Below are 21,103 nucleotides of genomic sequence, written 5' to 3'. Positions count from 1 at the left end.
CCGGTCGGTGCGCACCGCGGCGGGGAGTAACGGACGAGCGGCGCGGTCGGATCCCGGTAACGGGTGTGATCCGGCCCACGTCGTGGCCGGTATGCGAACGAATTGCCGCACAGGCGCCCGGACGGTGGCGCAGCTGTGACCTAGAACTCGGTACGATCAGGACCATGGTCACGACCACCGCGCCGACGAGGCCGCGCCGCGCCCGCTACACCACCGTCGCCCTCAAGGCGTCGATGGCCGTCACCGGCGTCATCTTCGTCCTCTTCGTTCTCCTGCACATGTACGGCAACCTCAAGGCCTTCGCCGGTCAGGAGGCCTTCGACGGCTACGCGGCCAGCCTGCGCACGCTGCTGTACCCGTACCTGCCCCACGAGGGCTTCCTGTGGATCCAGCGCGTCGTCCTCGTCGTCGCGCTGGTCGTCCACTTCGCCGCCGCGGTGACGCTGTGGGCCCGGGCCCGGGCGGCCCGCCACACGCGGTACGTCATGCACAAGCGGCAGGTGCAGACCTACTCCTCGCGGACCATGCGCTGGGGCGGGCTCATCATCCTGGCGTTCGTCATCTTCCACCTGCTGCAGTTCACGACGCTGACCATCAACGTCGGCGGCACGTTCGACAGCCCCTACCAGCGCCTCGTCGCCGCGTTCGGGGTCTGGTACGTCTGGCTGGCATACCTCGTGGCCATCGTCATGCTCTCCATGCACGTGCGGCACGGGGTGTGGAGCGCCGCGCAGACCCTGGGCCAGAACAACCGGCGCCGCCAGCGCGGCCTCAACCTCGCCGCCTACGTGGTGGCCGGCCTGCTCCTGGTCGGGTTCATGGCGCCCCCGACGGCCATCCTGCTCGGCTTCCTGAACTGAGGACGACACCACCATGACGCAAACCATCGAGACCCAGAGCGACCTCATCAACGGGCTGTACCGCGAGGGCGCGAACATCGGCGACACCAAGGCGCCGCACGTGCCGCTGCGCGACCGCTGGGAGGAGCGCAAGTTCCGGGCCCGGCTGGTCAACCCGGCCAACCGCCGCAAGCTGCACATCATCGTGGTCGGCACCGGCCTGGCGGGCGCCTCCGCCGCCGCCACGCTCGGCGAGGCGGGCTACAACGTGTCGGCCTTCTTCTACCAGGACTCCCCGCGCCGGGCGCACTCCATCGCCGCGCAGGGCGGCATCAACGCCGCGAAGAACTACAAGAACGACAACGACTCGGTGCACCGGCTGTTCTACGACACCGTCAAGGGCGGGGACTACCGCTCGCGCGAGTCCAACGTCTACCGGCTGGCCGAGGTCAGCGCGAACATCATCGACCAGGCCGTGGCCCAGGGCGTGCCGTTCGCCCGCGAGTACGGCGGCCTGCTCGACAACCGCTCCTTCGGCGGCGTGCAGGTCTCGCGCACCTTCTACGCCCGCGGCCAGACGGGTCAGCAGCTGCTGCTGGGCGCCTACCAGGCGCTCGAGCGGCAGGTCGCCGCGGGCACCGTGACCACCCACCGGCGCCACGAGATGCTCGAGGTCGTCGTCGTGGACGGGCGCGCCCGCGGCATCATCGCCCGGGACATGGTCACCGGCGCGATCGAGACACACCTGGCCGACGTCGTCGTCCTCGCCACCGGCGGCTACGGCAACGTGTTCTACCTGTCGACCAACGCCATGGGGTCCAACGTCACCGCCACGTGGCGGGCCCACCGCAAGGGCGCCTTCTTCGGCAACCCCTGCTACACGCAGATCCACCCCACCTGCATCCCGGTCTCCGGCGACTACCAGTCCAAGCTCACCCTGATGAGCGAGTCGCTGCGCAACGACGGGCGCATCTGGGTGCCGAAGCAGAAGGGCGACGACCGCGACCCGCGGCAGATCCCCGAGGACGAGCGCGACTACTACCTCGAGCGCAAGTACCCCGCGTTCGGCAACCTCGTGCCCCGCGACATCGCCTCCCGTGCCGCCAAGCAGGTGTGCGACGAGGGCTACGGCGTGGGCCCCAAGGTCGACGGCGTCTCGCGCGGCGTCTACCTCGACTTCGCCGAGGCCATCCAGCGGATGGGCCGGGCGGCGGTGTCCGCCAAGTACGGCAACCTGTTCGACATGTACGCGCGCATCACCGGGGACAACCCCTACGAGGTGCCGATGCGCATCTACCCGGCCGTGCACTACACGATGGGCGGGCTGTGGGTGGACTACGACCTGCAGTCCTCCATCCCGGGCCTGTTCGTGGCCGGCGAGGCGAACTTCTCCGACCACGGCGCCAACCGGCTGGGCGCCTCGGCGCTCATGCAGGGCCTGTCCGACGGCTACTTCGTGCTGCCCAACACCATCAACGACTACCTCGCGGACGGGCCGTTCGAGAAGGTCTCCTCGGACCACCCGGCGGTGGTCGAGGCGGTGACGTCGGTGCGCGAGCGCATCAAGTACTTCCTCACCAACAACGGCTCGCGCTCGGTGGACAGCTTCCACAAGGAGCTGGGCCACATCATGTGGGAGTACTGCGGCATGGAGCGCACCGAGGAGGGGCTCAAGAAGGCGATCGAGCTCATCCGCGCGCTGCGCGAGGAGTTCTGGCGCGACGTCAAGGTGCTCGGCACCAACGAGGAGCTCAACCAGGCGCTGGAGCGCGCCGGCCGGGTGGCCGACTTCCTCGAGCTGGGCGAGCTCATGTGCATCGACGCCCTGCACCGCCGCGAGTCCTGCGGCGGCCACTTCCGGGCGGAGTCCCAGACGGAGGACGGCGAGGCCCTGCGCCACGACGACGAGTTCGCCTACGTCGCGGCGTGGGAGTGGGCGGGGGGCGACCAGGCGCCGGTCCTGCACAAGGAACCCCTGGTCTACGAGAACATCGAGATGAAGCAGCGGAGCTACAAGTGAAGATCAACATCAGGGTCATGCGCCAGGCCGGTCCGCACGCCGAGCCCCGCCTGGTCAACTACGAGGTGCCCGGGGTCTCCGAGGAGATGTCCTTCCTCGAGATGCTCGACGTGCTCAACGAGCGGCTCACCGCGCGCGGCGAGGACCCGGTGGCGTTCGACTCCGACTGCCGCGAGGGCATCTGCGGCATGTGCGGCATCGTCATCAACGGCGTCGCGCACGGCCCGGAGCGCACCACCACCTGCCAGCTGCACATGCGGTCCTTCAAGGACGGCGACACCATCACCCTCGAGCCGTGGCGCTCCAGCGCGTTCCCAGTCATCAAGGACCTCGTGGTCGACCGCTCCTCGTTCGACCGCATCATCGACGCCGGTGGGTACATCTCGGTCAACACCGGCGCCGCGCCGGACGCCCACGCGATGCCGGTGCCCAAGCCGGACGCCGACCGCGCCTTCGAGGCGGCGGCGTGCATCGGCTGCGGCGCGTGCGTGGCGGCCTGCCCGAACGCCTCGGCGATGCTGTTCACCGCCGCCAAGGTGACCCATCTCGGCCTGCTGCCCCAGGGCCAGCCCGAGCGGGACGCCCGCGTGGTCAACATGCTCGCCCAGCACGACGCCGAGGGCTTCGGCGGGTGCACCAACATCGGCGAGTGCGCCGCGGTGTGCCCCAAGGAGATCCCGCTCGACGTCATCTCCACGCTCAACGCCGATCTCGAGCGCGCGATGGTGCACGGCCGCTGAGCCGTCCCGCCCCTGCCGCGGCCCCCGGGTTCTCGCCCGGGGGCCGCGGCCGTTCCCGCCCCGGGGCCGCGGCCGTTCCCGCTCCGCCCGGCGGCCAGAGGTCACGCCCGGCGTGACGCCCCCTCGACGGCGCCCCGCCGGCCGCCGCCGTCGCGCGCGTACCCTGGTGCGGTGAGCGAACCCCTCATCCTCGGCATCGAGACCTCCTGCGACGAGACCGGCGCGGCGGTCGTGCGCGGCCGCGAGCTGCTCGCGGACGTCACCGCCTCCTCCATGGACGAGCACGCCCGCTACGGCGGCATCGTCCCCGAGGTGGCCTCCCGGGCCCACCTCGAGGCCTTCGTGCCCACGATCGACGCCGCCCTCGCGGCCGCCGAGGTGGACCTGGCCGACGTCGACGCCATCGCCGTCACCGCCGGGCCCGGCCTGGTCGGCTCCCTCACCGTGGGCGTGTCCGGCGCCAAGGCCCTGGCGCTGGCCACCGGCAAGCCGCTGTACGGGGTCAACCACGTCATCGGGCACGCCGCCGTCGACGAGCTGGTCCACGGCGCCTTCCCCGACCGGTTCATCGCCCTGGTCGTCTCCGGCGGCCACACCTCGCTGCTGCTGGTGGACAACATCGCCACCGGCGTCACCGAGCTCGGGCAGACCCTCGACGACGCCGCGGGCGAGGCGTTCGACAAGGTCGGGCGGCTGCTGGGGCTGCCCTACCCCGGCGGCCCGCACGTCGACCGGCTCTCCCAGCAGGGCGACCCCGACGCCATCCGGTTCCCCCGCGGCCTGTCGACCGGCAAGGACAAGGTCCGCCACCCCTACGACTTCTCCTTCTCGGGCCTGAAGACGGCGGTCGCGCGGTACGTCGAGGGCTGCGAGGACCGCGGCGAGCCCGTCCCGGCGGCCGACGTCGCCGCCGGCTTCTCGGAGTCCGTCGCCGACGTCCTCACCGCCAAGGCGCTGGCCGCCTGCCAGTACCACGGCTGCGACACCCTCGTCGTCGGCGGCGGGTTCTCGGCCAACTCCCGGCTGCGGTCGCTCGCCGCGGAGCGGGCGGAGCAGCACGGCATCACCGTGCGCATCCCGCCCATCCGGTACTGCACCGACAACGGCGCGATGATCGCGGCCCTCGGCTCCGCCCTGGTGCGCGAGGGGACGGCGCCGTCGTCCCTGGACCTGCCCACCGACTCGGGCATGCCGCTGGAGACCGTCCGCGTGTAGCCCCGGACGACGGGTGTCGCCGAGTGGGGTTATGTTGGGAAGCCCACCCCCGGAGCGCGCTGATGAGCACAACGGTGAGCCGGCCGGTCGTCTCCCGCGCCGCCCGGCGCCGCCTCCGCGCGAGCGCGGCGACCGCCAGTCCCGGCTACCGCTGGGTCGTCCTGTCCAACACCACCCTCGGTGTGCTCATGGCGACCATCAACGCCTCCATCCTGCTCATCGCCCTGCCGGACATCTTCCGCGGCATCGGCATCAACCCGCTCACGCCGGGCAACACCAGCTACCTGCTGTGGCTGATCATGGGTTACATGGTCGTCACCGCCGTGCTGGTGGTGAGCTTCGGCCGGCTCGGGGACATGTTCGGTCGGGTCCGGATGTACAACGCCGGCTTCGCGGTGTTCGCGGTGTTCTCGATCCTGCTCTCGGTGACCTGGCTGCACGGCACCGGCGGGGCGCTGTGGCTCATCGCCATGCGGATCCTGCAGGGCGTGGGCGGGGCGATGCTCATGGCGAACTCGAGCGCCATCATCACCGACGCCTTCCCGGTCGAGCAGCGGGGCCTGGCCCTGGGACTGAACCAGGTGGCCGGGATCGCCGGGTCGTTCCTGGGGCTGATCATCGGCGGGGTGCTCGCGCCGATCGACTGGCGCCTGGTCTTCCTCGTCTCGGTGCCCGTCGGCGTCGCCGGGACCGTCTGGGCGTACCTCAGCCTCCACGACACCGGGCTGCGCCGGCCCGCCCGGATGGACTGGTGGGGCAACCTCACCTTCGCCGTCGGCCTCGTCGCCGTCCTCGTGGGGATCACCTACGGCATCCAGCCCTACGGCGGGCACGCCATGGGCTGGACCAAGCCCGCCGTGCTGGTCGCCCTCGTCGGCGGCGCGGCGGTGCTGGCGGTCTTCTGCCTCGTGGAGCGGCGGGTGGCCGAGCCGATGTTCCACCTCGACCTGTTCCGCATCCGGGCCTTCACGGCCGGCAACCTCGCCGGGCTGCTGTCCTCGCTCGGCCGGGGCGGGCTGATGTTCATCCTCATCATCTGGCTGCAGGGCATCTGGCTGCCGCGCCACGGCTACACCTTCGCCAGCACCCCGTTGTGGGCGGGGATCTACATGCTGCCGCTGACGGTGGGGTTCATCGTGGCCGGGCCCGTCTCCGGGTGGCTGTCGGACCGGTTCGGACCGCGGCTCTTCGCCACCGGCGGCATGGTGCTGGCCGCCCTGAGCTTCGTGGGCCTGATGGTGCTGCCGGTGGACTTCCGCTACGGGGAGTTCGCCGCGGTGCTGCTGCTCAGCGGCATCGGGATGGGCCTGTTCGCCGCGCCCAACCGGGCGGCGATCATGAACAGCCTGCCGCCGTACCAGCGCGGGGTGGGCGCCGGGATGAGCACGACCTTTCAGAACGCGGCGATGGTGCTCTCCATCGGGATCTTCTTCAGCCTCATGATCTCCGGCCTGGCCCGGTCCCTGCCGCACGCCCTCGTCGCCGGGCTGACAGCCCAGGGCGTGCCGGGCGCGGACGCGGCGCGGGTCGCCGCGCTGCCGCCCGTCGCGGTGCTCTTCGCCTCCCTGCTCGGGTACAACCCGATCCAGAGCCTGCTCGGCCCGGGCGTGCTCGGGCACCTGCCCGCCGAGCACGCCGCCTACCTCACCGGGCGCAGCTTCTTCCCGGCGCTGATCTCCGACCCCTTCGCGCACGGGCTCACGGCGGCGTTCACCTTCGCCGCCGTGGCGTGCCTCGTGGCCGCCGCCGCGTCGGCGCTGCGGGGGCGCCGGTACGTGCACCACGAGGAACCGGCCCCGGCCCCGGCGCCGGCCCGGCGGACCGGCTGACCGTCGGCGCGGCTGACGGCGCCCCGCGGCCGACGGCGCCCCGCCGCGGGTCAGGGGTGGTCGGGCCGCAGCGCCGGGACCACCCGCCAGCCCCGGGCGCCGAGGACGAGCAGGACGAGGGCAAGGACGAGGCCCCAGGGGAAGCCCTCGCTGCTGACCGAGAACGTGGCGTCCGTCGCGACGACCGTGAGCTCGAGCCAGAGCAGCCGCGCCGCCACGCCGGCAGGCCCCGCGCCGTCGGCGACCTGGACGAGGGCGGCGGCGAACGTCGTCACCGCCAGCAGCCAGGCCACCAGCCAGGCCGCCGCCCAGGTGGCACCCACGAGCCAGCGCGGGCGGTCGCGGGGGAGCAGGGCGAGGTACTCGGCGGCGAGGGCGCGCGGGTTGCCGAGCCCGGCGATCGCCCGCGCCATCGAGGTGTCGGCCGCGGCGGCGTCGAGGTCGGCGCGCAGCTGCGCCACCAGGGCGCGGCGCGGCTTGCCCGGGTAGGTGTCCAGCCAGAGCTGGAGGCGCAGCAGGTAGGCCTCGCGGCGGACGCGGTCGCGCAGCCCGGGCCGCGCGACGGGAACGGGGACGGCCGGCGGGGTGGTCATGACCGGTGCTCCTTGGGGTGCGGGGGAGGGGTGAGGGCGAGCGTGACGACGTCGCTCAGCGCCTGCCAGGCGCGCCGCTGGGCGACGAGGCGCTGGAGCCCGGCGGCGGTGGGCCGGTAGTACTTGCGGGCCGGGCCGGCGGAGGACTGCACGAGGTAGGACTCCACGTCCCCGTCGCGCTCCAGCCGCGTGAGGACCGGGTAGACGGAACCGGCGGCGATGTCCTCGAGCCCCACGTCCTGCAGGCGCGTGACCAGCTCGTAGCCGTAGGAGTCGCTCTCGCGGAGCAGGGCGAGCACGAGCATGGGCAGCACGCCCTTGAGCAGCTGGGGGTCGCGCGGCGGCGCCGGGCGTCGGGGAGGCACGACGGGAATGTATCGCCAGGTACTTGGTATTGACAAGTAGTGGGCGACGTTGGAGATGGGAGGCGGGCGATGCGGTGCCCGGGGCGGGCGTCGCGCCGCGTCGGGTCAGAGGGGGTGGCCGGCGCGCATCTCCGCCACCATCGACGCGACGACGCCGTCCAGGCCGCTGCGCTCGGCCACCCGCAGCTGGCGCTGGTAGGAGGCGCCGTCGTCGAGGATGCGCCGGACGTCGCCGAGCTCGGCGACGCACCCCAGCCGCTCGGCCACAGGGGCGAGCTCGTCGAGCATGCGGGTGACCGTGTCGGTGACCAGCTCCTCCTCCCCGGCGTCGTCGAGGATGAGGATGGCGTCCATGCCGTAGCGGGCCGAGCGCCACTTGTTCTCCGCGACGAACCACGGCGGGACCGTCGGCAGGGTCTCGCCGGCGTCGAGCCGCGCGGAGTAGTGCTCCACCAGGCAGTGGGTGAGCGCCGAGACGGCGAGGACCTCCTGGAGGTTGGTCGCGGCGTCGCACACGCGGACCTCGATGGTGCCCAGCGCGGGGGAGGGCCGGATGTCCCAGCGCAGCTCGCTGAAGGTGTCGATGACGCCGGTGCGGGTCATGTCCTCGACGTAGGCCTCGAGGTCGCCCCACCGGGAGAACTGGTAGGGCACCCCGGCGGTGGGCAGCTGCTGGAACATCATCGCCCGGTTGGACGCGTACCCGGTGTCCTCCCCGCCCCAGAACGGGGAGGAGGCGGCGAGGGACTGCAGGTGCGCGAAGCGGGTGAGCAGGGCACCGATGAGGGGCAGCACCTTCGCCCGGTCCTCGACGCCGACGTGCACGTGCACCCCGTACAGCAGCATCTGCCGGCCCCACCAGCGGGTGCGGTCGATGAGGGTGGCGTAGCGCTCCTTGTCGGTCACCCGCTGGTAGGCGGGCCGGGCGAAGGGGTGCGTTCCGGCGCTGGCCAGCTCGATGCGCAGCGCCTCGGTCACCGGCCGCAGGTCCTCGATCGCCCCGGCCAGGTCCGCGCCCGCGCCGCCGACGGTGCGGTTGACGCCGGAGACCACCTCCACGGTGTTGAGCAGCAGCTCGGGGTGGACGTGCGGGTGCGGGCGCCCGTCCGGGCCGGCGACACCGTCCAGGACCGACGGCGCCGCCTGGCGCAGGTCGCCGGAGTCGGCGTCGACGAGCTGGAGCTCCCACTCGATGCCGACGGACGAGCGCGGGGAGGAGGCGAAGGGCAGGCTCACGGGGTCAGTGTGCCGCCTGCCCGGACCGCGGCGCCCGCCCGGCCCCGCCGACGCGGCGGGTGGGCCCGGCCCGGCGGGCCCGGCCCGGCGGCCCCGGCCGGCTCCGCGCCGCGACGGCCTCAGCCCGCCCCGACCGGCACGAGGGCCGCGACCGCGTCCGCGAGCGCACCGTCCGAGGCGGCCGCCGGCACCGGCTGGGGCGCGCGGAAGGCCACGTCCTGGGCGCACACCGTCCCGGCGGCGGGCAGCGTCCCGCTCACCAGGTACGCCTCCGCGGCGCCGTTGACGCAGGCCGAGCTCATCCCGTAGGCGCCGTGCCCGTCGCCGTCGACCGTCAGCAGCCGGGCGTTGCCGAGCACGCGGACCAGGTGCCGGGCCCCGGGGTAGGGCGTGGCCGGGTCGTGGGTGAGGTTGACGACGAGCGCGGTGGGCGCGCCGTCGGGCACCCGGAACGGGCCGCGGTAGGCGTCCGGGTCGTGGGTGGGCCACAGCGAGTAGCTGATCTCCGCGTAGCCGCTGTTGCCCCAGAAGTGCGGGTAGTCGGCCCACGAGCGCGCCCCGCGGCCGAGGTAGCGGCCCAGGTGGTCGCGAGGGTAGTCCTGCTCGGCCGCGGTGATGGTGAAGTACCGGTCGAGCGTGGGGGCGTAGGTCCCGTCCGGCCGCCGGTCGTAGAACCGGTCGACGAAGGCCCGGACCAGAGCGCCGTCCCCGCCCCCGGCGTGGGCCAGCGCGAGAGCGAGGTACCCCCACAGCTGCTTGGCGTACAGCAGCGACATCGTGGCGGTGCGGATGTCGTCGGCGGTCACGGGGCGGGGGTCCGCGGCGTAGCCCGCGGCGGGGATCGGGGCCCGCTCGGCCGCGGCGAGGAGGTCGTCGTAGGCCACGGCCGGCTCGCTCCCGCCGAATCCCGAGCAGGCCGCCCGGTCGGCCGCGCAGGCCGTGAGGAAGCGGTCGAGCGCGTCCTCGAAGCCCGCCGTCTGATCGGCGATGTTCTGCATGGGCGCGTGCAGGTAGCTCGGCGCGTCGACGGCGGAGTCCAGCACGACGGCGCGGTAGCGGTCCGGGAACATGCTCGCGTAGGTGGCGCCGAGGACGGTGCCGTAGGAGTAGCCCAGGTAGGTCAGCCGCTGGTCGCCCACGGCCGCGCGCAGGGCGTCGAGGTCCCGGGCGACGTTCGCGGTCGAGACGTGGGCGAGGATCGCGCCGTCGTGCGCCTGGCAGGCCGCGACGTAGGAGCGGGCCTTGGCGAGATAGGCGTCGACGTCGATGTCCAGCGGCGTGGGCACGGGCAGGGAGTAGATGCCCTCGGTCTCCTGGTCGACGTGGCAGTCGATGGCCGGCACCGACTGGCCGACGCCGCGCGGGTCGAAGCCGACGATGTCGAACCGGTCGTTGAGGCCGGCGAACAGGCCCGCCCCGCGGGACTGCAGGTAGTCCACCGCGGGCCCACCCGGGCCGCCGAGGTTGAAGAACAGCGAGCCGATCCGGTGCCCGGGGTTCGTGGCCGGCACCTTGGCGACGGCGAGGCGGACCTGCGCGCCGTCGGGGGCGTCGTAGTCCATGGGCAGCGTGGCGGTGGCGCACTGGACCTTCGCGGCCCTGGCGGCGGGGGTGGTGCCGCACGCGGACCAGGTCAGCCGCGGGGCGGGTCCACGATCGGGGGAGCCGGGCGGGGCGCCCGCCGCGGCCGCCGCGACGCCGGGCAGGAGCGCGAGCAGCACGCCCGCCAGGGCGGCGCGGCGGCGCATGGTCCACGACATGGCGGCCTCCCCGGATCGTGGGGGCGCTGCGCGGACCCCACGGCGGCCCCCATCCCACACCCGCGCTCGCGGCGGCGGCAACGGGACGCCGGTGGTCGCGTGGCCGGGCCCGGCCTCAGGCGGGCTCGACGACCAGGACGCTGTGCCGGCCGCCGAGGCGGGTGAGCACGATGGTGGCGGGACGGCTGCCCTTGAGGGCGAGCTGGCGGCGCAGCTGCTCGGGCTCGACGGCGGTGCCCCGCTTCTTGATCGTCAGCGCGCCGACGTCCCGGGCCCGCAGGTACGCCCGCAGCGGCTTGAGCGCGAAGGGGAAGTGGTCCAGGACGCGATAGGCGGTGGCGAACGGGGTGGCCACCAGGCGGTCGCCGGTGAGGTAGGCGATTCCCTCGCTGAGCAGGCCGGCACCCAGCAGCTCGCCCACCCGGGCGACCAGGCCGGCGCGGATGACGGCGCCGTCGGGCTCGTAGAGCACCCCGCCGGGCGCGCGGACCTCGCCGGTGCGGGCGGGGGCGTCCGGCGCGTGCGCCCCGGCGGCGTCCTCCCGCTCGGCGAGGACGTCGGCGCGCCCGCCGGTCAGGAGGACGGCGGAGCGGCCCGGGCCCTCGGGCGCCACGGCGCCGAACCACAGCCCGGCCTCGACGACGTCGCCGTCCACGCTGACCCACCGGGCGTGCGCGTCCGCCGGGAGCGCGGCGTAGGGCACCCCGGGCGCGACCTTGACGCCCAGGGCCGCCACCCGCGCGCGCAGCGCGAGCACCGCGTCCAGCGGCGGGGAGTAGGCGGCCGGGTCGAACACCCGCCGCCCGCCCGCGCGCCGGGCGGGGTCGGCGAAGACGGCGTCGACCCCCGCGGCGGCGAGGTCGAGGGCCAGCGCGTCGCCCGGGCGGACCGTGGCGGTGGGGTAGGGGCGCAGGTTCGCCGCGGCGAGGGCCGCCGTCGTCGCGTCCGCCTCGACGGCGAGGACGGGCACCCCGAGCTCCGACAGCGCCAGCGCGTCCCCGCCGAGCCCGCAGCCCAGGTCCGCCACCAGCCGGCAGCCGGCATCGGCGTAGCGGCGGGCGTGCTGGAGGGCGACGACGTGCCGGGTCGCCTGCTCGAGGCCGTCGGGGGTGAAGACCATGGCGTCGGCGCGCTCGCCGAACTTCGCCCGCGCGCGGGCTCGCAGCCGCGACTGGGTGAGCGCGGCGGCGACGAGGTCGGCGTCGACGCCGCGCGCGCGCAGCTGCTCCGAGACGTGCAGCACCGAGCGCTCGGAGTACGGCGGGAGCTGGCCGAGCAGCTCCTGGCCCGCGGGGCTGAGCAGCTTGGTGAGGGAGGCGGGGTCCACCGCTCGATCCTGCCACCGGCGGCGCGGCGGACCGCGCCGGGCCCCTGCCGCGCCGACGGGCGGCGTCTCACCTGCCGGGATTTTCGGGCGGCCACTGACCGGTGCGCCCGGAGGCCCGGGTTAGGTTCGGTGAGCCGGTGCGGTGGGCACCCGCGCCCCTGCAGCACGAGGAGAAACCCCATGAGAAGACGTCACGCCCTCGCGAGCATCGCCCTGGTGGCCTCGGCCACCCTGCTCGCCGCCTGTGGCGGCGGGGGCGGCGCGCCGGAGGCGGCACCGGACCCGGCAGGCGCCGTCATCGAGGTCGGCTCGCTCTACGAGCCGCAGAACCTCAGCAACGTCGACGGCGGCGGCCAGGGCGGCAACGAGGCCCTGACCGGCAACGTGTACGAGGGCCTGTTCCGCCTCACCGACGACGGCGAGGTGGAGAACCTCCTCGCCAGCGACTACTCGGTCAGCGAGGACGGCCTCACCTACACCGTCACCCTGCGCGACGGCGTGACGTTCCACTCGGGCAAGGCGCTGACCTCGGCGGACGTCAAGAGCAGCGTCGAGCGGGTCACCGCCGAGACCTCCCAGTCCGCCCGCAAGTCCTCCCTCGCCACCATCGCCGGCATCGAGACCCCGGACGAGCGCACCGTCGTGTTCACCCTCGACGCGCCGTCGATCTCCTTCCCGTACAACCTCTCCTACGTCTGGATCGTCAGCGCCGAGGCGACCGACCTCAAGAACGCCGAGGACGGCACCGGGCCGTACACCCTCGGCGACTGGAAGCGGGGCAGCACCCTGACGCTGACCCGCTGGGACGGGTACTGGGGCGAGCCGGCCGCGAACGCGGAGGTGGTCTTCCACTACTTCACCGACGCCAGCGCGCAGAGCAACGCCCTGCTCACCGGCGAGGTGGACCTGCTCACCTCCGTCCAGAGCCCAGACGCCCTGGCCCAGTTCGAGGGCAACCCGGACTACACGATCTCCGAGGGCACCTCGACCACCAAGGAGCTGCTGGCCTTCAACGACCGGGTCGCGCCGTTCGACAGCGTCGAGGTGCGCAAGGCCGTGTACTCGGCCATCGACCGGGAGAAGCTGCTCGGCGCCATCTGGGGCGAGTACGGCACCCTGATCGGCTCCATGGTCCCGCCCACGGACCCGTGGTACGAGGACGTCACGGGCGAGAACCCCTACGACCCCGAGCTGGCCAAGACCCTCCTCGCCCAGGCCGGGCACCCGGACGGGTTCACCTTCACCCTCGACACCCCCACCTACGACCCGCACCCGGCCGTCGCCGAGTTCGTCGCCGGCGAGCTGGCCAAGGTCGGCATCACGGTGGAGATCAACCCGATCTCCGCGGACGAGTGGTACTCGAAGGTCTTCCAGGAGCGCGACTTCCAGGCCACGCTCCAGGAGCACGTCAACGACCGCGACGTCGTCTGGTACGGCAACCCCGACTTCTACTGGGGCTACGACAACCCCGACGTCACCGCGTGGGTCGAGGAGGCCGAGCAGGCCGGCACCGTCGAGGAGCAGGCCGCCACGCTCAAGCTGGTCAACCAGCAGATCGCCAAGGACGCCGCCAGCGCCTGGCTGTACCTGTACCCGCAGATCGTCGTCGCCTCGAGCGAGGTCTCCGGGTACCCGGTCAACGGGCTGAACTCGCAGTTCTTCGCCTTCGACATCACCAAGGGCTGACGACGGTGCCGGTCGGCCGGGCCCGCGGGCGCCCGGCCGGCCGGCGCTCGCCGTCGTTCACCGCCGTCTCGGAAGGGGGCTCATGGCGCGGTACCTCGCGCGGCGCGTGGCGTTCCTGCTGCTGTCCCTCGTGGTCGCGACGGTCGTCATCTTCGTGCTGCTGCGACTGCTGCCCGGCGACCCGGCCAACGCGCTGCTCTCCGTCAACGCCACCGCCGAGCAGGTGGCAGCCGCCCGCGCCCAGGTCGGCGCCGGCGAGCCGGTGCCCGCCCAGCTGGTCGCCTGGCTCGGCCAGGTCCTCGCCGGCGACCTCGGCACCTCCTTCGTCAGCGGCGCCCCCGTCCTGCCCGAGATCCTGTCCCGGCTCGCCGTCACCGTGCCGCTGACCGTGATCGCGTTCGTGCTCGCCGCGCTGCTCGCGTGCGTCGTCGGCTTCCTCGCCGCCCACGGCGCGGACCGCTGGTACGGCGTCGCGCTGTCCGGCTTCGCCCAGCTCGGCATCGCCGTCCCGGTGTTCTGGCTGGGCATGGTGCTGGTGTGGGTCTTCGCGCTGTCCCTCGGGCTGCTGCCCTCCGGCGGGTTCCCCCGCGACGACTGGGCCCGGCCGGGGGAGGCACTGCGCGCCCTGGCCCTGCCGGTGGCCACGGTCGTCCTCGTCATGACCGCGTCGCTGGCCCGCTACGTGCGCTCGGCCGCGCTGGACGTCCTGGGCAGCGACTACCTGCGCACGGCCCGCTCGCTGGGCAGCAGCCTGCCCGGCGCCTTCGTGCGCCACGGGCTGCGCAACGCCGCGGTGCCGGTGGTCTCGATCCTCGGGGTCGAGCTGGCCTCGACCCTCCTGGGCGCCGTCGTCGTCGAGAGCGTCTTCTCCCTGCCCGGGCTCGGGAACATGCTCGTGCGGGCCATCGCCCAGCACGACTACCCCAGCATCCAGGGCGTGCTCCTGGTGACCACGCTGCTCGTGCTCGCCATCGGGTTCGCGGCCGACGTCGTCCAGCGCCTCCTCGACCCCCGGCTGCGCGCCCGGACCGCCGGGAGGGCCGCATGAGCGCCGCGGAGGTGCAGGAGCCGGCGCCCGCGCGACGTCGGGCGCCCCGCCGGCGGCCCGCGACGCTCGTCGTCGGCGTGGCGCTGCTGGCCGCCGTCGCCGCGGTGGCCTTGCTCTCGCTGGTCTGGCTGCCCTACGACCTCGCCGACACCTCCGGCGGGCGGCTCGAGGGCCCCAGCGCGGCGCACTGGCTGGGCACGGACAAGCTCGGCCGGGACCTGCTCAGCCAGACGATCGTGGGCACCCGGATCGCGCTGGGGGTGGGGCTCGGCGCCACCGCCGTCGCGCTCGTCGTCGGCGTGAGCGTGGGCGTCGCGGCCGCGTTCACCCCGGCATGGCTCGACGACGTCGTCTCCTCCGCCCTCGACGTCCTCATCGCCTTCCCCACGCTGCTGCTGGCCATGCTGGTGGTCGCGGCGCAGGGCGCGAGCACCTGGAGCGTCGTGCTGGCCATCGGCCTGGGGGCCTCGGCGATCGCGGCGCGCTACGGCCGCATCCTCACCACGCGGGTGCTGGCCCAGCAGTACGTGGTGGCCGCCCGGACGTCAGGCACGGGCACCGCGGGCATCGTCGTGCGCCACGTGCTGCCCAACATCTGGCCCAGCCTCGTGGTCAACGTGGCGGTGCTCTTCGGTGTCGCCGTGCTGGCCGAGGCCAGCCTGTCCTATCTCGGGCTCGGCGTGCCGCCGCCGAACGCCTCGCTCGGGCGCCTGCTCCAGGAGGCCCAGGGTACGGTGGCGACCGCGCCGTGGGGGGCGCTCGCGCCGGGCCTGGTCGTCATGGTCATCGTGCTCGGCGCGAACTTCCTCGCGGACGGGTTGCGCGAGCGGTTCGACCCCACCCGGAGGAGCCGATGAGCGACGTCCTGACCGTGAGCGGGCTGCGCGTCCTGGCCGGCGGCGCGGCCCGCCCGCTCGTCGACGGCGTCTCCTTCGCCGTCGCCCCCGGGGAGCGGCTGGGCCTGATCGGCGAGTCCGGGTCCGGGAAGACCCTCACCGCGCTCGCCGTCGCGGGCCTGCTGCCGCCCGGGCTGCGCGTGGAGGGCTCGGTGCTGCTGGGCGGCACGCAGGTGGTCGGGGCCCCCGAGGCGGCGCTCAACCGCCTGCGCGGCTCGGCCGTGGCCCTCGTCTTCCAGGAGCCGCTGAGCGCGCTGGACCCGCTCATGCGGGTCGGCCGGCAGATCGCCGAGCCGCTGCGGCGCCACCGGGGCCTGCGCGGGGCCGCGCTGCGGGCCGGTGTGCACGCGCTCATGCGCGAGGTGGCCCTGCCCGAGCCCGACCGGCTGGCCCGGTCCTTTCCCCACCAGCTCTCCGGCGGGCAGCGCCAGCGGGTGGCCCTGGCCATGGCGCTGGCGTGCGACCCGGCCGTGCTCGTCGCCGACGAGCCGACCACCGCCCTCGACGTCACCGTGCAGGCGGAGATCCTGCAGCTGCTGCGCCGGGTCGTGCAGGAGCGGGGGATGGCCCTCGTCTTCGTCACCCACGACCTCGCCGTCGTCGCCGAGGTCGCCGAGCGGGTGGCGGTAATGCGCGCGGGCAGGATCGTCGAGGAGGGGGCCCTCGCCGACGTCGTCGCCGCCCCGCGGCACCCCTACACCCGGACGCTGCTCGACGGCGCCCGACGGCTCGACGCCGCGCTCGGCGCCGCGGGCGCGGGCGCCGCGGTCCGGGCGGGGGCGGGCCGATGAGCGCGCTGCTCGCCCTGGAGTCCGTGCGCTTCCGCTACCGCGGCGCCGCCGCCGACGCCCTCGACGACGTCTCGCTCGCCGTCGAGCGCCACCAGAGCCTGGGCCTGGTCGGGGAGTCCGGCTCGGGCAAGTCCACGGCGCTGTCGCTCCTGCTCGGCCTGGCCCGCCCTGCCGCCGGGCGGGTGAGCGTCGACGGTGCTGCCCTCGACCCCCGGGACCGCCGGCAGATGCGGGCCTTCCGCCGCCAGGTGCAGGTGGTCTTCCAGGACCCCTACTCCTCCCTCGACCCGCGCCAGCGGGTGGACCGCATCGTCGCCGAGCCGCTGGTCTCGCTGGGCCTGCGCCGGGGCGACCGCCCCGCCGCGGTGGTCGACGCCCTGGCCGCGGTGGACCTGGACGCGGACGCGGCGCGCCGCTACCCCCACGAGTTCTCCGGCGGGCAGCGCCAGCGCATCGCCATCGCCCGCGCGCTCGTCACCGAGCCGGCGGTGCTGCTCGCCGACGAGCCCGTCAGCGCCCTGGACGTGGGCACCCGCCTGGGCATCATGGCGCTGTTCGACCGGCTCCAGCGCGAGCGAGGCCTCACCGTCGTCATGGTCTCGCACGACCTCAGCGCGGTCGCGGCGCTGTGCGAGCGCGTCGTCGTGCTCAAGGACGGGCGGGTGGTCGAGGAGGGGCCCACCCGCCGGGTGCTCGCGGAGCCGGCCGCGCCCTACACCCGGCGGCTGGTCGCGGCCGTCCCGCGGCTGCCGACCCCGCGGTGAGCCGGCGCCGAGCCTCGTGCCGGGCTCCGTGCCGGGCCGCCCGCCGCGCCCGTGCCGGGCCGGCCGCGACCAGGCGCGACACTCGTTGGCACTCGCCTTGACCGAGTGCTAATCCCGGCCCTAGATTGAATCCAGACGCGGCCTTCCGGGGCCGCGGCGGCGCACCGGATCCTCGGCGCTCGACCCCCGCGACGGCGGGCGTGGAGAAGACGGGGCGCAAACCCTTGAACTGTCCCATCACTCATGCGAAGGGGAGGTCCGCCAGTGTCGGTCTCCATCAAGCCGCTCGAGGACCGTATCGTCGTGCAGACCCTCGAGGCCGAGCAGACCACGGCGTCCGGTCTGGTCATCCCGGACACCGCCAAGGAGAAGCCCCAGGAGGGCACTGTGATCGCGGTGGGCCCGGGTCGTGTTGACGACAACGGCAACCGCGTCCCGGTCGACGTCGCCGTGGGCGACGTCGTCATCTACAGCAAGTACGGCGGCACCGAGGTGAAGTACGCGGGCGAGGAGTACCTCATCCTCTCCGCGCGCGACATCCTCGCGGTCGTCGAGAAGTGACCCTCGTCTAGCTGACGCGCGAAGCCCCGGACCTCTCGAGGTCCGGGGCTTCGTCGTGTGTGGGCGCCGGCCTTGATGGGCGCCGGCGCTTGGAGGCGGCGGTGCGGGTGCGTGCTCGCCACCACCGGCGGCCCGGCCGGGCGCACCGCGGCCCCGGACGTGTCGTCCGGGGCCGCGGGAGGGTGGCTGGCTCGCCAGGCTCAGGAAGCGCGGCGCAGCGGGCGGGACAGGATGGCCTGCCGGTCGTCCTCGCTCAGGCCGCCCCACACGCCGTAGGGCTCGCGCACCTTCAGCGCGTGCTCGCGGCACTGCTGGATGACCGGGCACGCGGAGCAGATGGCCTTGGCCGCCTCGTCACGGCGGCGACGCGTGCCGCCACGCTCCCCCTCCGGGTGGAAGAAGAGGTTGGGGTCGGCCTCGCGGCACGCCCCCTGGTACTGCCATTCCCACAGATCCATCACCGGTCCGGGAAGCCTGGAGAGCTCTGCCATCGCTGTTCCTTCCATCCGTTTCGGTGTCCCGCACGGCGATGACCGCCGCTGCTGTAAGCAACCTAGCAACCGATGCACAACTTGTTCAAGACCCCCGCGCAAGTTGGTCATTCGGGCATTTCGCGTCCGCACTCGGCGTGGTGAAGTGGCAACGCTGCGGCAACCGCGCCAAGATCGATGCATGGCGACGAGGGGAGTGCGGTGACCGGCATGGCAGCCTCCGCGCGTGAGTCCGCTTCCGGCTCTCCAGGCCGCGACTCGGCACCACGGCGCGCGGCGGCCCGCCGTGAGACCGGGGCGCCGCTGACCGTGGCCGCCGTCGCCGCCCGGCTGGGCGTGGCGGCCTCGACCCTGCGCACCTGGGACCGGCGCTACGGCCTGGGCCCGTCCTCGCACGAGGCCGGCAGCCACCGGCGGTACACCCCGGCCGACGTGGCCCGCCTCGAGCGGATGCGTCACCTCACCCTGCAGGGCGTCGCGCCCTCGGACGCCGCCCGCGCCGCGCTGAGCGCCGACGAGGCGGGGCAGGCCGGCGGGCAGGGGTGGGCGCCGTCGCTCGCGACGGCCGGGTCGGGCGAGCGCGTCCACCACGAGCGCCTGCTCGTCGACCCGCTCTCGCTCGCCGCGGCGGCCATGGAGCCCGACGAGCCGCGCGTGCACCGGATGCTCGGCCAGGAGGTCCGCGACGCCGGCATCGTCAAGGCCTGGACCGGGCTGGCCCGCCCGGCGCTCGGCATGCTCGCCCAGCGCGAGCGCACCGACCGGCCCGGCGTGGACCCCGAGGGCGTCATCTCCGCCGCCGTGCTCGCGCAGGTCCGCGACGCCGCCGCGGCCGCCGAGCGCGCCCGGGAAGGGGCCGTGCGGCCGCTGCGCCCCGGCGCCCTGGCCCCCGCCGGCGCCTCCGTGCTGCTGTGCGCTGCCGGGGAGCTCCGCCTCCAGGCCCACGTCATCGGCGGCGGGCTCGCCGAGCGGGGAGTGCGGGCCCGTGTCATCCGCGCCGAGAACCTCGAGGACCCCGACCAGGCACTGCGCCTGCTCAAGGAGCGGGGGGCGCGGGTGCTGGCCATGGTCGGCAACCCCTCCGGCACCGAGGCGCTCGTGCGGGTCGCCTCCGACGACGGCGGCATCGAGGTGTTCCTCCTGGGCGCCGACGCCCCGGACCTCTGGCTCCCGCGCGTGCGCCGCGTGCGCACCGCCCCCGCCGCCGTCGAGGAGATCGCCAACCTCGTCGAGGAGAACCGCTAGCCGCCCGGGGTGCCCGGCAGCAGCCCGGGTGCCCGGCGGCGGCCCCGGGGGTGTCGGACGCCACTGACGCCAGCCCGGGGGGCGCACGTACTATCGGAAAATGACCGAGACGCCTCATGACCCGTTCGCCCTCGTCGGCCTCACCTACGATGACGTCCTGCTCCTGCCGGGCGCCACGGACGTCATCCCGTCCGAGGTGAGCACCGCCTCCCGACTCACCCGCGGGATCAGCCTGCGGGTGCCGCTGGTCTCGGCGGCGATGGACACCGTCACCGAGGCGCGCATGGCGATCGCCATGGCCCGTCAGGGCGGTATCGGCATCCTCCACCGCAACCTCTCCATCGCCGACCAGGCCCAGCAGGTCACCGTGGTCAAGCGGTCGGAGTCCGGCATGGTGTCCGACCCGGTCACGGTCGGTCCGGACGCCACCCTCGCCGAGCTCGACGCGCTGTGCGCGCGCTACCGGGTCTCCGGCCTGCCGGTCGTGGACGACGCGGGCGTGCTGCTCGGCATCATCACCAACCGCGACCTGCGGTTCATCTCCCCGGCGGAGTTCGACAGCCGCACGGTGCGCGACTCCATGACCCCCATGCCGCTGGTCACCGGCCCGGTGGGCATCAGCTCCGAGGACGCCGCCGCGCTGCTCGCCAAGCACAAGGTCGAGAAGCTGCCGCTGGTCGACGAGGCCGGCAAGCTCCGCGGCCTCATCACCGTCAAGGACTTCGTCAAGTCCGAGCAGTACCCGGACGCGACCAAGGACGCCGAGGGCCGGCTCATGGTCGGCGCGGCCATCGGCTACTGGGGCGACGCCTGGGAGCGGGCGACGGCGCTGGCCGAGGCCGGCGCGGACGTCCTCGTCGCCGACACCGCCAACGGCGAGGCCCGGCTCCTGCTCGACATGATCGCCAAGATGAAGCGCGACCCGGCCTTCGCGCACGTGCAGATCATCGGCGGCAACGTCGCCACCCGCGAGGGCGCCCAGGCGCTCGTCGACGCCGGCGTCGACGCGGTCAAGGTCGGCGTCGGTCCCGGCTCGATCTGCACCACCCGCGTGGTCGCCGGCGTGGGCGTGCCGCAGGTCACCGCCGTCCACCTCGCCGCCCAGGCCTGCAAGCCCGCCGGCGTCCCGGTCATCGCCGACGGCGGCCTGCAGTACTCCGGCGACATCGCCAAGGCCCTGGTCGCCGGGGCGGACACGGTCATGCTCGGCTCCCTGCTGGCCGGCTGCGAGGAGTCCCCGGGCGAGCTGGTCTTCGTCAACGGCAAGCAGTTCAAGCACTACCGGGGCATGGGTTCGCTCGGCGCCATGGCCTCGCGCGGGCGGATCTCCTACTCCAAGGACCGCTACTTCCAGGCCGACGTCGACACCGACGACAAGATCGTGCCCGAGGGCATCGAGGGGCAGGTGCCCTACCGCGGCCCGCTGTCCGCCGTCGCCTACCAGCTCGTCGGCGGGTTGCACCAGTCGATGTTCTACGTCGGTGCGCGCACCGTCCCCGAGCTGCAGGAGCGCGGTCGGTTCGTGCGCATCACCCCCGCGGGCCTCAAGGAGTCCCACCCGCACGACATCATGATGACCGTCGAGGCGCCCAACTACGCCGGTCGCGGCTGAGCGGGGGAGCGGGCGGCGCCACGCGCCGCCCGCCGGCCCTCGGGCGGCGGCCGGGGCGCCCGGCGGCCACGGCCGGTGCGGGTTC

The 21,103-nt window shown here is 74.1% G+C and carries 19 protein-coding genes; 13 read left to right on the top strand and 6 right to left on the bottom strand.

The window, feature by feature from the left end; translation table 11 throughout:
• The first annotated feature begins 164 nt into the window (after positions 1-164).
• The 5 genes from GD880_RS02500 to GD880_RS02480 all read left to right on the top strand — a co-directional run bounded on the left by GD880_RS02500 (position 165) and on the right by GD880_RS02480 (position 6,643).
• Positions 165-860 carry a succinate dehydrogenase cytochrome b subunit gene (locus GD880_RS02500; RefSeq protein ID WP_152230025.1) on the top strand — a complete coding sequence of 232 codons (696 nt, stop codon included), beginning with the start codon at positions 165-167 and terminating at the stop codon, positions 858-860.
• 13 nt (positions 861-873) lie between these two features.
• A complete protein-coding gene (locus GD880_RS02495; protein WP_152230024.1) occupies positions 874-2,859 on the top strand; it encodes a fumarate reductase/succinate dehydrogenase flavoprotein subunit in 1,986 nt (661 codons plus the stop codon).
• Positions 2,856-3,599 carry a succinate dehydrogenase/fumarate reductase iron-sulfur subunit gene (locus GD880_RS02490; RefSeq protein WP_152230023.1) on the top strand — a complete coding sequence of 248 codons (744 nt, stop codon included), beginning with the start codon at positions 2,856-2,858 and terminating at the stop codon, positions 3,597-3,599. Before GD880_RS02495 ends, GD880_RS02490 begins: the two co-directional genes overlap by 4 nt.
• A 171-nt stretch (positions 3,600-3,770) precedes the next feature.
• On the top strand, positions 3,771-4,814 hold the full coding sequence (tsaD, locus tag GD880_RS02485) for a tRNA (adenosine(37)-N6)-threonylcarbamoyltransferase complex transferase subunit TsaD (protein ID WP_152230022.1): 1,044 nt from the start codon (positions 3,771-3,773) through the stop codon (positions 4,812-4,814).
• 62 nt (positions 4,815-4,876) lie between these two features.
• Entirely contained in the window at positions 4,877-6,643 is a 1,767-nt protein-coding gene (locus GD880_RS02480; protein ID WP_152230021.1) for an MFS transporter, read from the top strand.
• A 50-nt stretch (positions 6,644-6,693) separates the two neighbouring features.
• Here the strand turns inward: GD880_RS02480 and GD880_RS02475 are convergent, their stop codons facing one another.
• From GD880_RS02475 to GD880_RS02455, 5 genes are all read right to left on the bottom strand, one after another.
• Positions 6,694-7,236 carry an HAAS signaling domain-containing protein gene (locus GD880_RS02475; protein WP_152230020.1) on the bottom strand — a complete coding sequence of 181 codons (543 nt, stop codon included), beginning with the start codon at positions 7,234-7,236 and terminating at the stop codon, positions 6,694-6,696.
• Positions 7,233-7,601 (bottom strand): PadR family transcriptional regulator, encoded by a 369-nt coding sequence (locus GD880_RS02470; RefSeq protein ID WP_226909314.1) that lies wholly within the window; start codon positions 7,599-7,601, stop codon positions 7,233-7,235. The genes GD880_RS02475 and GD880_RS02470 overlap by 4 nt, the downstream gene beginning before the upstream one ends.
• Positions 7,602-7,706: 105 nt before the next feature.
• Positions 7,707-8,837 (bottom strand): glutamate--cysteine ligase, encoded by a 1,131-nt coding sequence (locus tag GD880_RS02465; RefSeq protein ID WP_152230019.1) that lies wholly within the window; start codon positions 8,835-8,837, stop codon positions 7,707-7,709.
• A gap of 119 nt (positions 8,838-8,956) precedes the next feature.
• Positions 8,957-10,597, bottom strand: a complete 1,641-nt coding sequence (locus GD880_RS02460; protein ID WP_152230018.1) for an alpha/beta hydrolase — start codon at positions 10,595-10,597, stop codon at positions 8,957-8,959.
• Between the two features lie 115 nt (positions 10,598-10,712).
• A complete protein-coding gene (locus GD880_RS02455; protein ID WP_152230017.1) occupies positions 10,713-11,924 on the bottom strand; it encodes a THUMP-like domain-containing protein in 1,212 nt (403 codons plus the stop codon).
• A 180-nt stretch (positions 11,925-12,104) separates the two neighbouring features.
• Here GD880_RS02455 and GD880_RS02450 point away from each other — a divergent pair, with 180 nt between their 5' ends.
• From GD880_RS02450 to groES, 6 genes are all read left to right on the top strand, one after another.
• Positions 12,105-13,610 carry an ABC transporter substrate-binding protein gene (locus GD880_RS02450; protein WP_152230016.1) on the top strand — a complete coding sequence of 502 codons (1,506 nt, stop codon included), beginning with the start codon at positions 12,105-12,107 and terminating at the stop codon, positions 13,608-13,610.
• 82 nt (positions 13,611-13,692) lie between these two features.
• On the top strand, positions 13,693-14,658 hold the full coding sequence (locus GD880_RS02445) for an ABC transporter permease (RefSeq protein ID WP_152230015.1): 966 nt from the start codon (positions 13,693-13,695) through the stop codon (positions 14,656-14,658).
• Positions 14,655-15,515, top strand: coding sequence for an ABC transporter permease (locus GD880_RS02440; protein WP_152230014.1), 861 nt, complete (start codon positions 14,655-14,657; stop codon positions 15,513-15,515). Before GD880_RS02445 ends, GD880_RS02440 begins: the two co-directional genes overlap by 4 nt.
• Positions 15,512-16,345: an ABC transporter ATP-binding protein gene (locus GD880_RS02435; protein ID WP_152230013.1), complete on the top strand. Its 834-nt coding sequence runs from the start codon at positions 15,512-15,514 to the stop codon at positions 16,343-16,345. Before GD880_RS02440 ends, GD880_RS02435 begins: the two co-directional genes overlap by 4 nt.
• Entirely contained in the window at positions 16,342-17,109 is a 768-nt protein-coding gene (locus GD880_RS02430) for an ABC transporter ATP-binding protein (RefSeq protein ID WP_152230012.1), read from the top strand. Before GD880_RS02435 ends, GD880_RS02430 begins: the two co-directional genes overlap by 4 nt.
• A gap of 243 nt (positions 17,110-17,352) precedes the next feature.
• On the top strand, positions 17,353-17,670 hold the full coding sequence (gene groES, locus GD880_RS02425; RefSeq protein WP_152201156.1) for a co-chaperone GroES: 318 nt from the start codon (positions 17,353-17,355) through the stop codon (positions 17,668-17,670).
• 200 nt (positions 17,671-17,870) lie between these two features.
• Here the strand turns inward: groES and GD880_RS02420 are convergent, their stop codons facing one another.
• On the bottom strand, positions 17,871-18,161 hold the full coding sequence (locus GD880_RS02420; protein ID WP_152230011.1) for a WhiB family transcriptional regulator: 291 nt from the start codon (positions 18,159-18,161) through the stop codon (positions 17,871-17,873).
• A gap of 210 nt (positions 18,162-18,371) precedes the next feature.
• Here GD880_RS02420 and GD880_RS02415 point away from each other — a divergent pair, with 210 nt between their 5' ends.
• Positions 18,372-19,406, top strand: coding sequence for a MerR family transcriptional regulator (locus GD880_RS02415; protein ID WP_193314320.1), 1,035 nt, complete (start codon positions 18,372-18,374; stop codon positions 19,404-19,406).
• A 100-nt stretch (positions 19,407-19,506) separates the two neighbouring features.
• A complete protein-coding gene (gene guaB / locus GD880_RS02410) occupies positions 19,507-21,018 on the top strand; it encodes an IMP dehydrogenase (protein WP_152230009.1) in 1,512 nt (503 codons plus the stop codon).
• Positions 21,019-21,103 lie beyond the last annotated feature (85 nt).

The organism is Georgenia ruanii (assembly GCF_009193175.1).
In the GTDB taxonomy this organism is placed as follows: Bacteria; Actinomycetota; Actinomycetes; order Actinomycetales; family Actinomycetaceae; genus Georgenia; species Georgenia ruanii.
The sequence above is the reverse complement of the archived record's forward strand: the minus strand, read 5'-3'. Positions and strand labels throughout refer to the sequence as shown.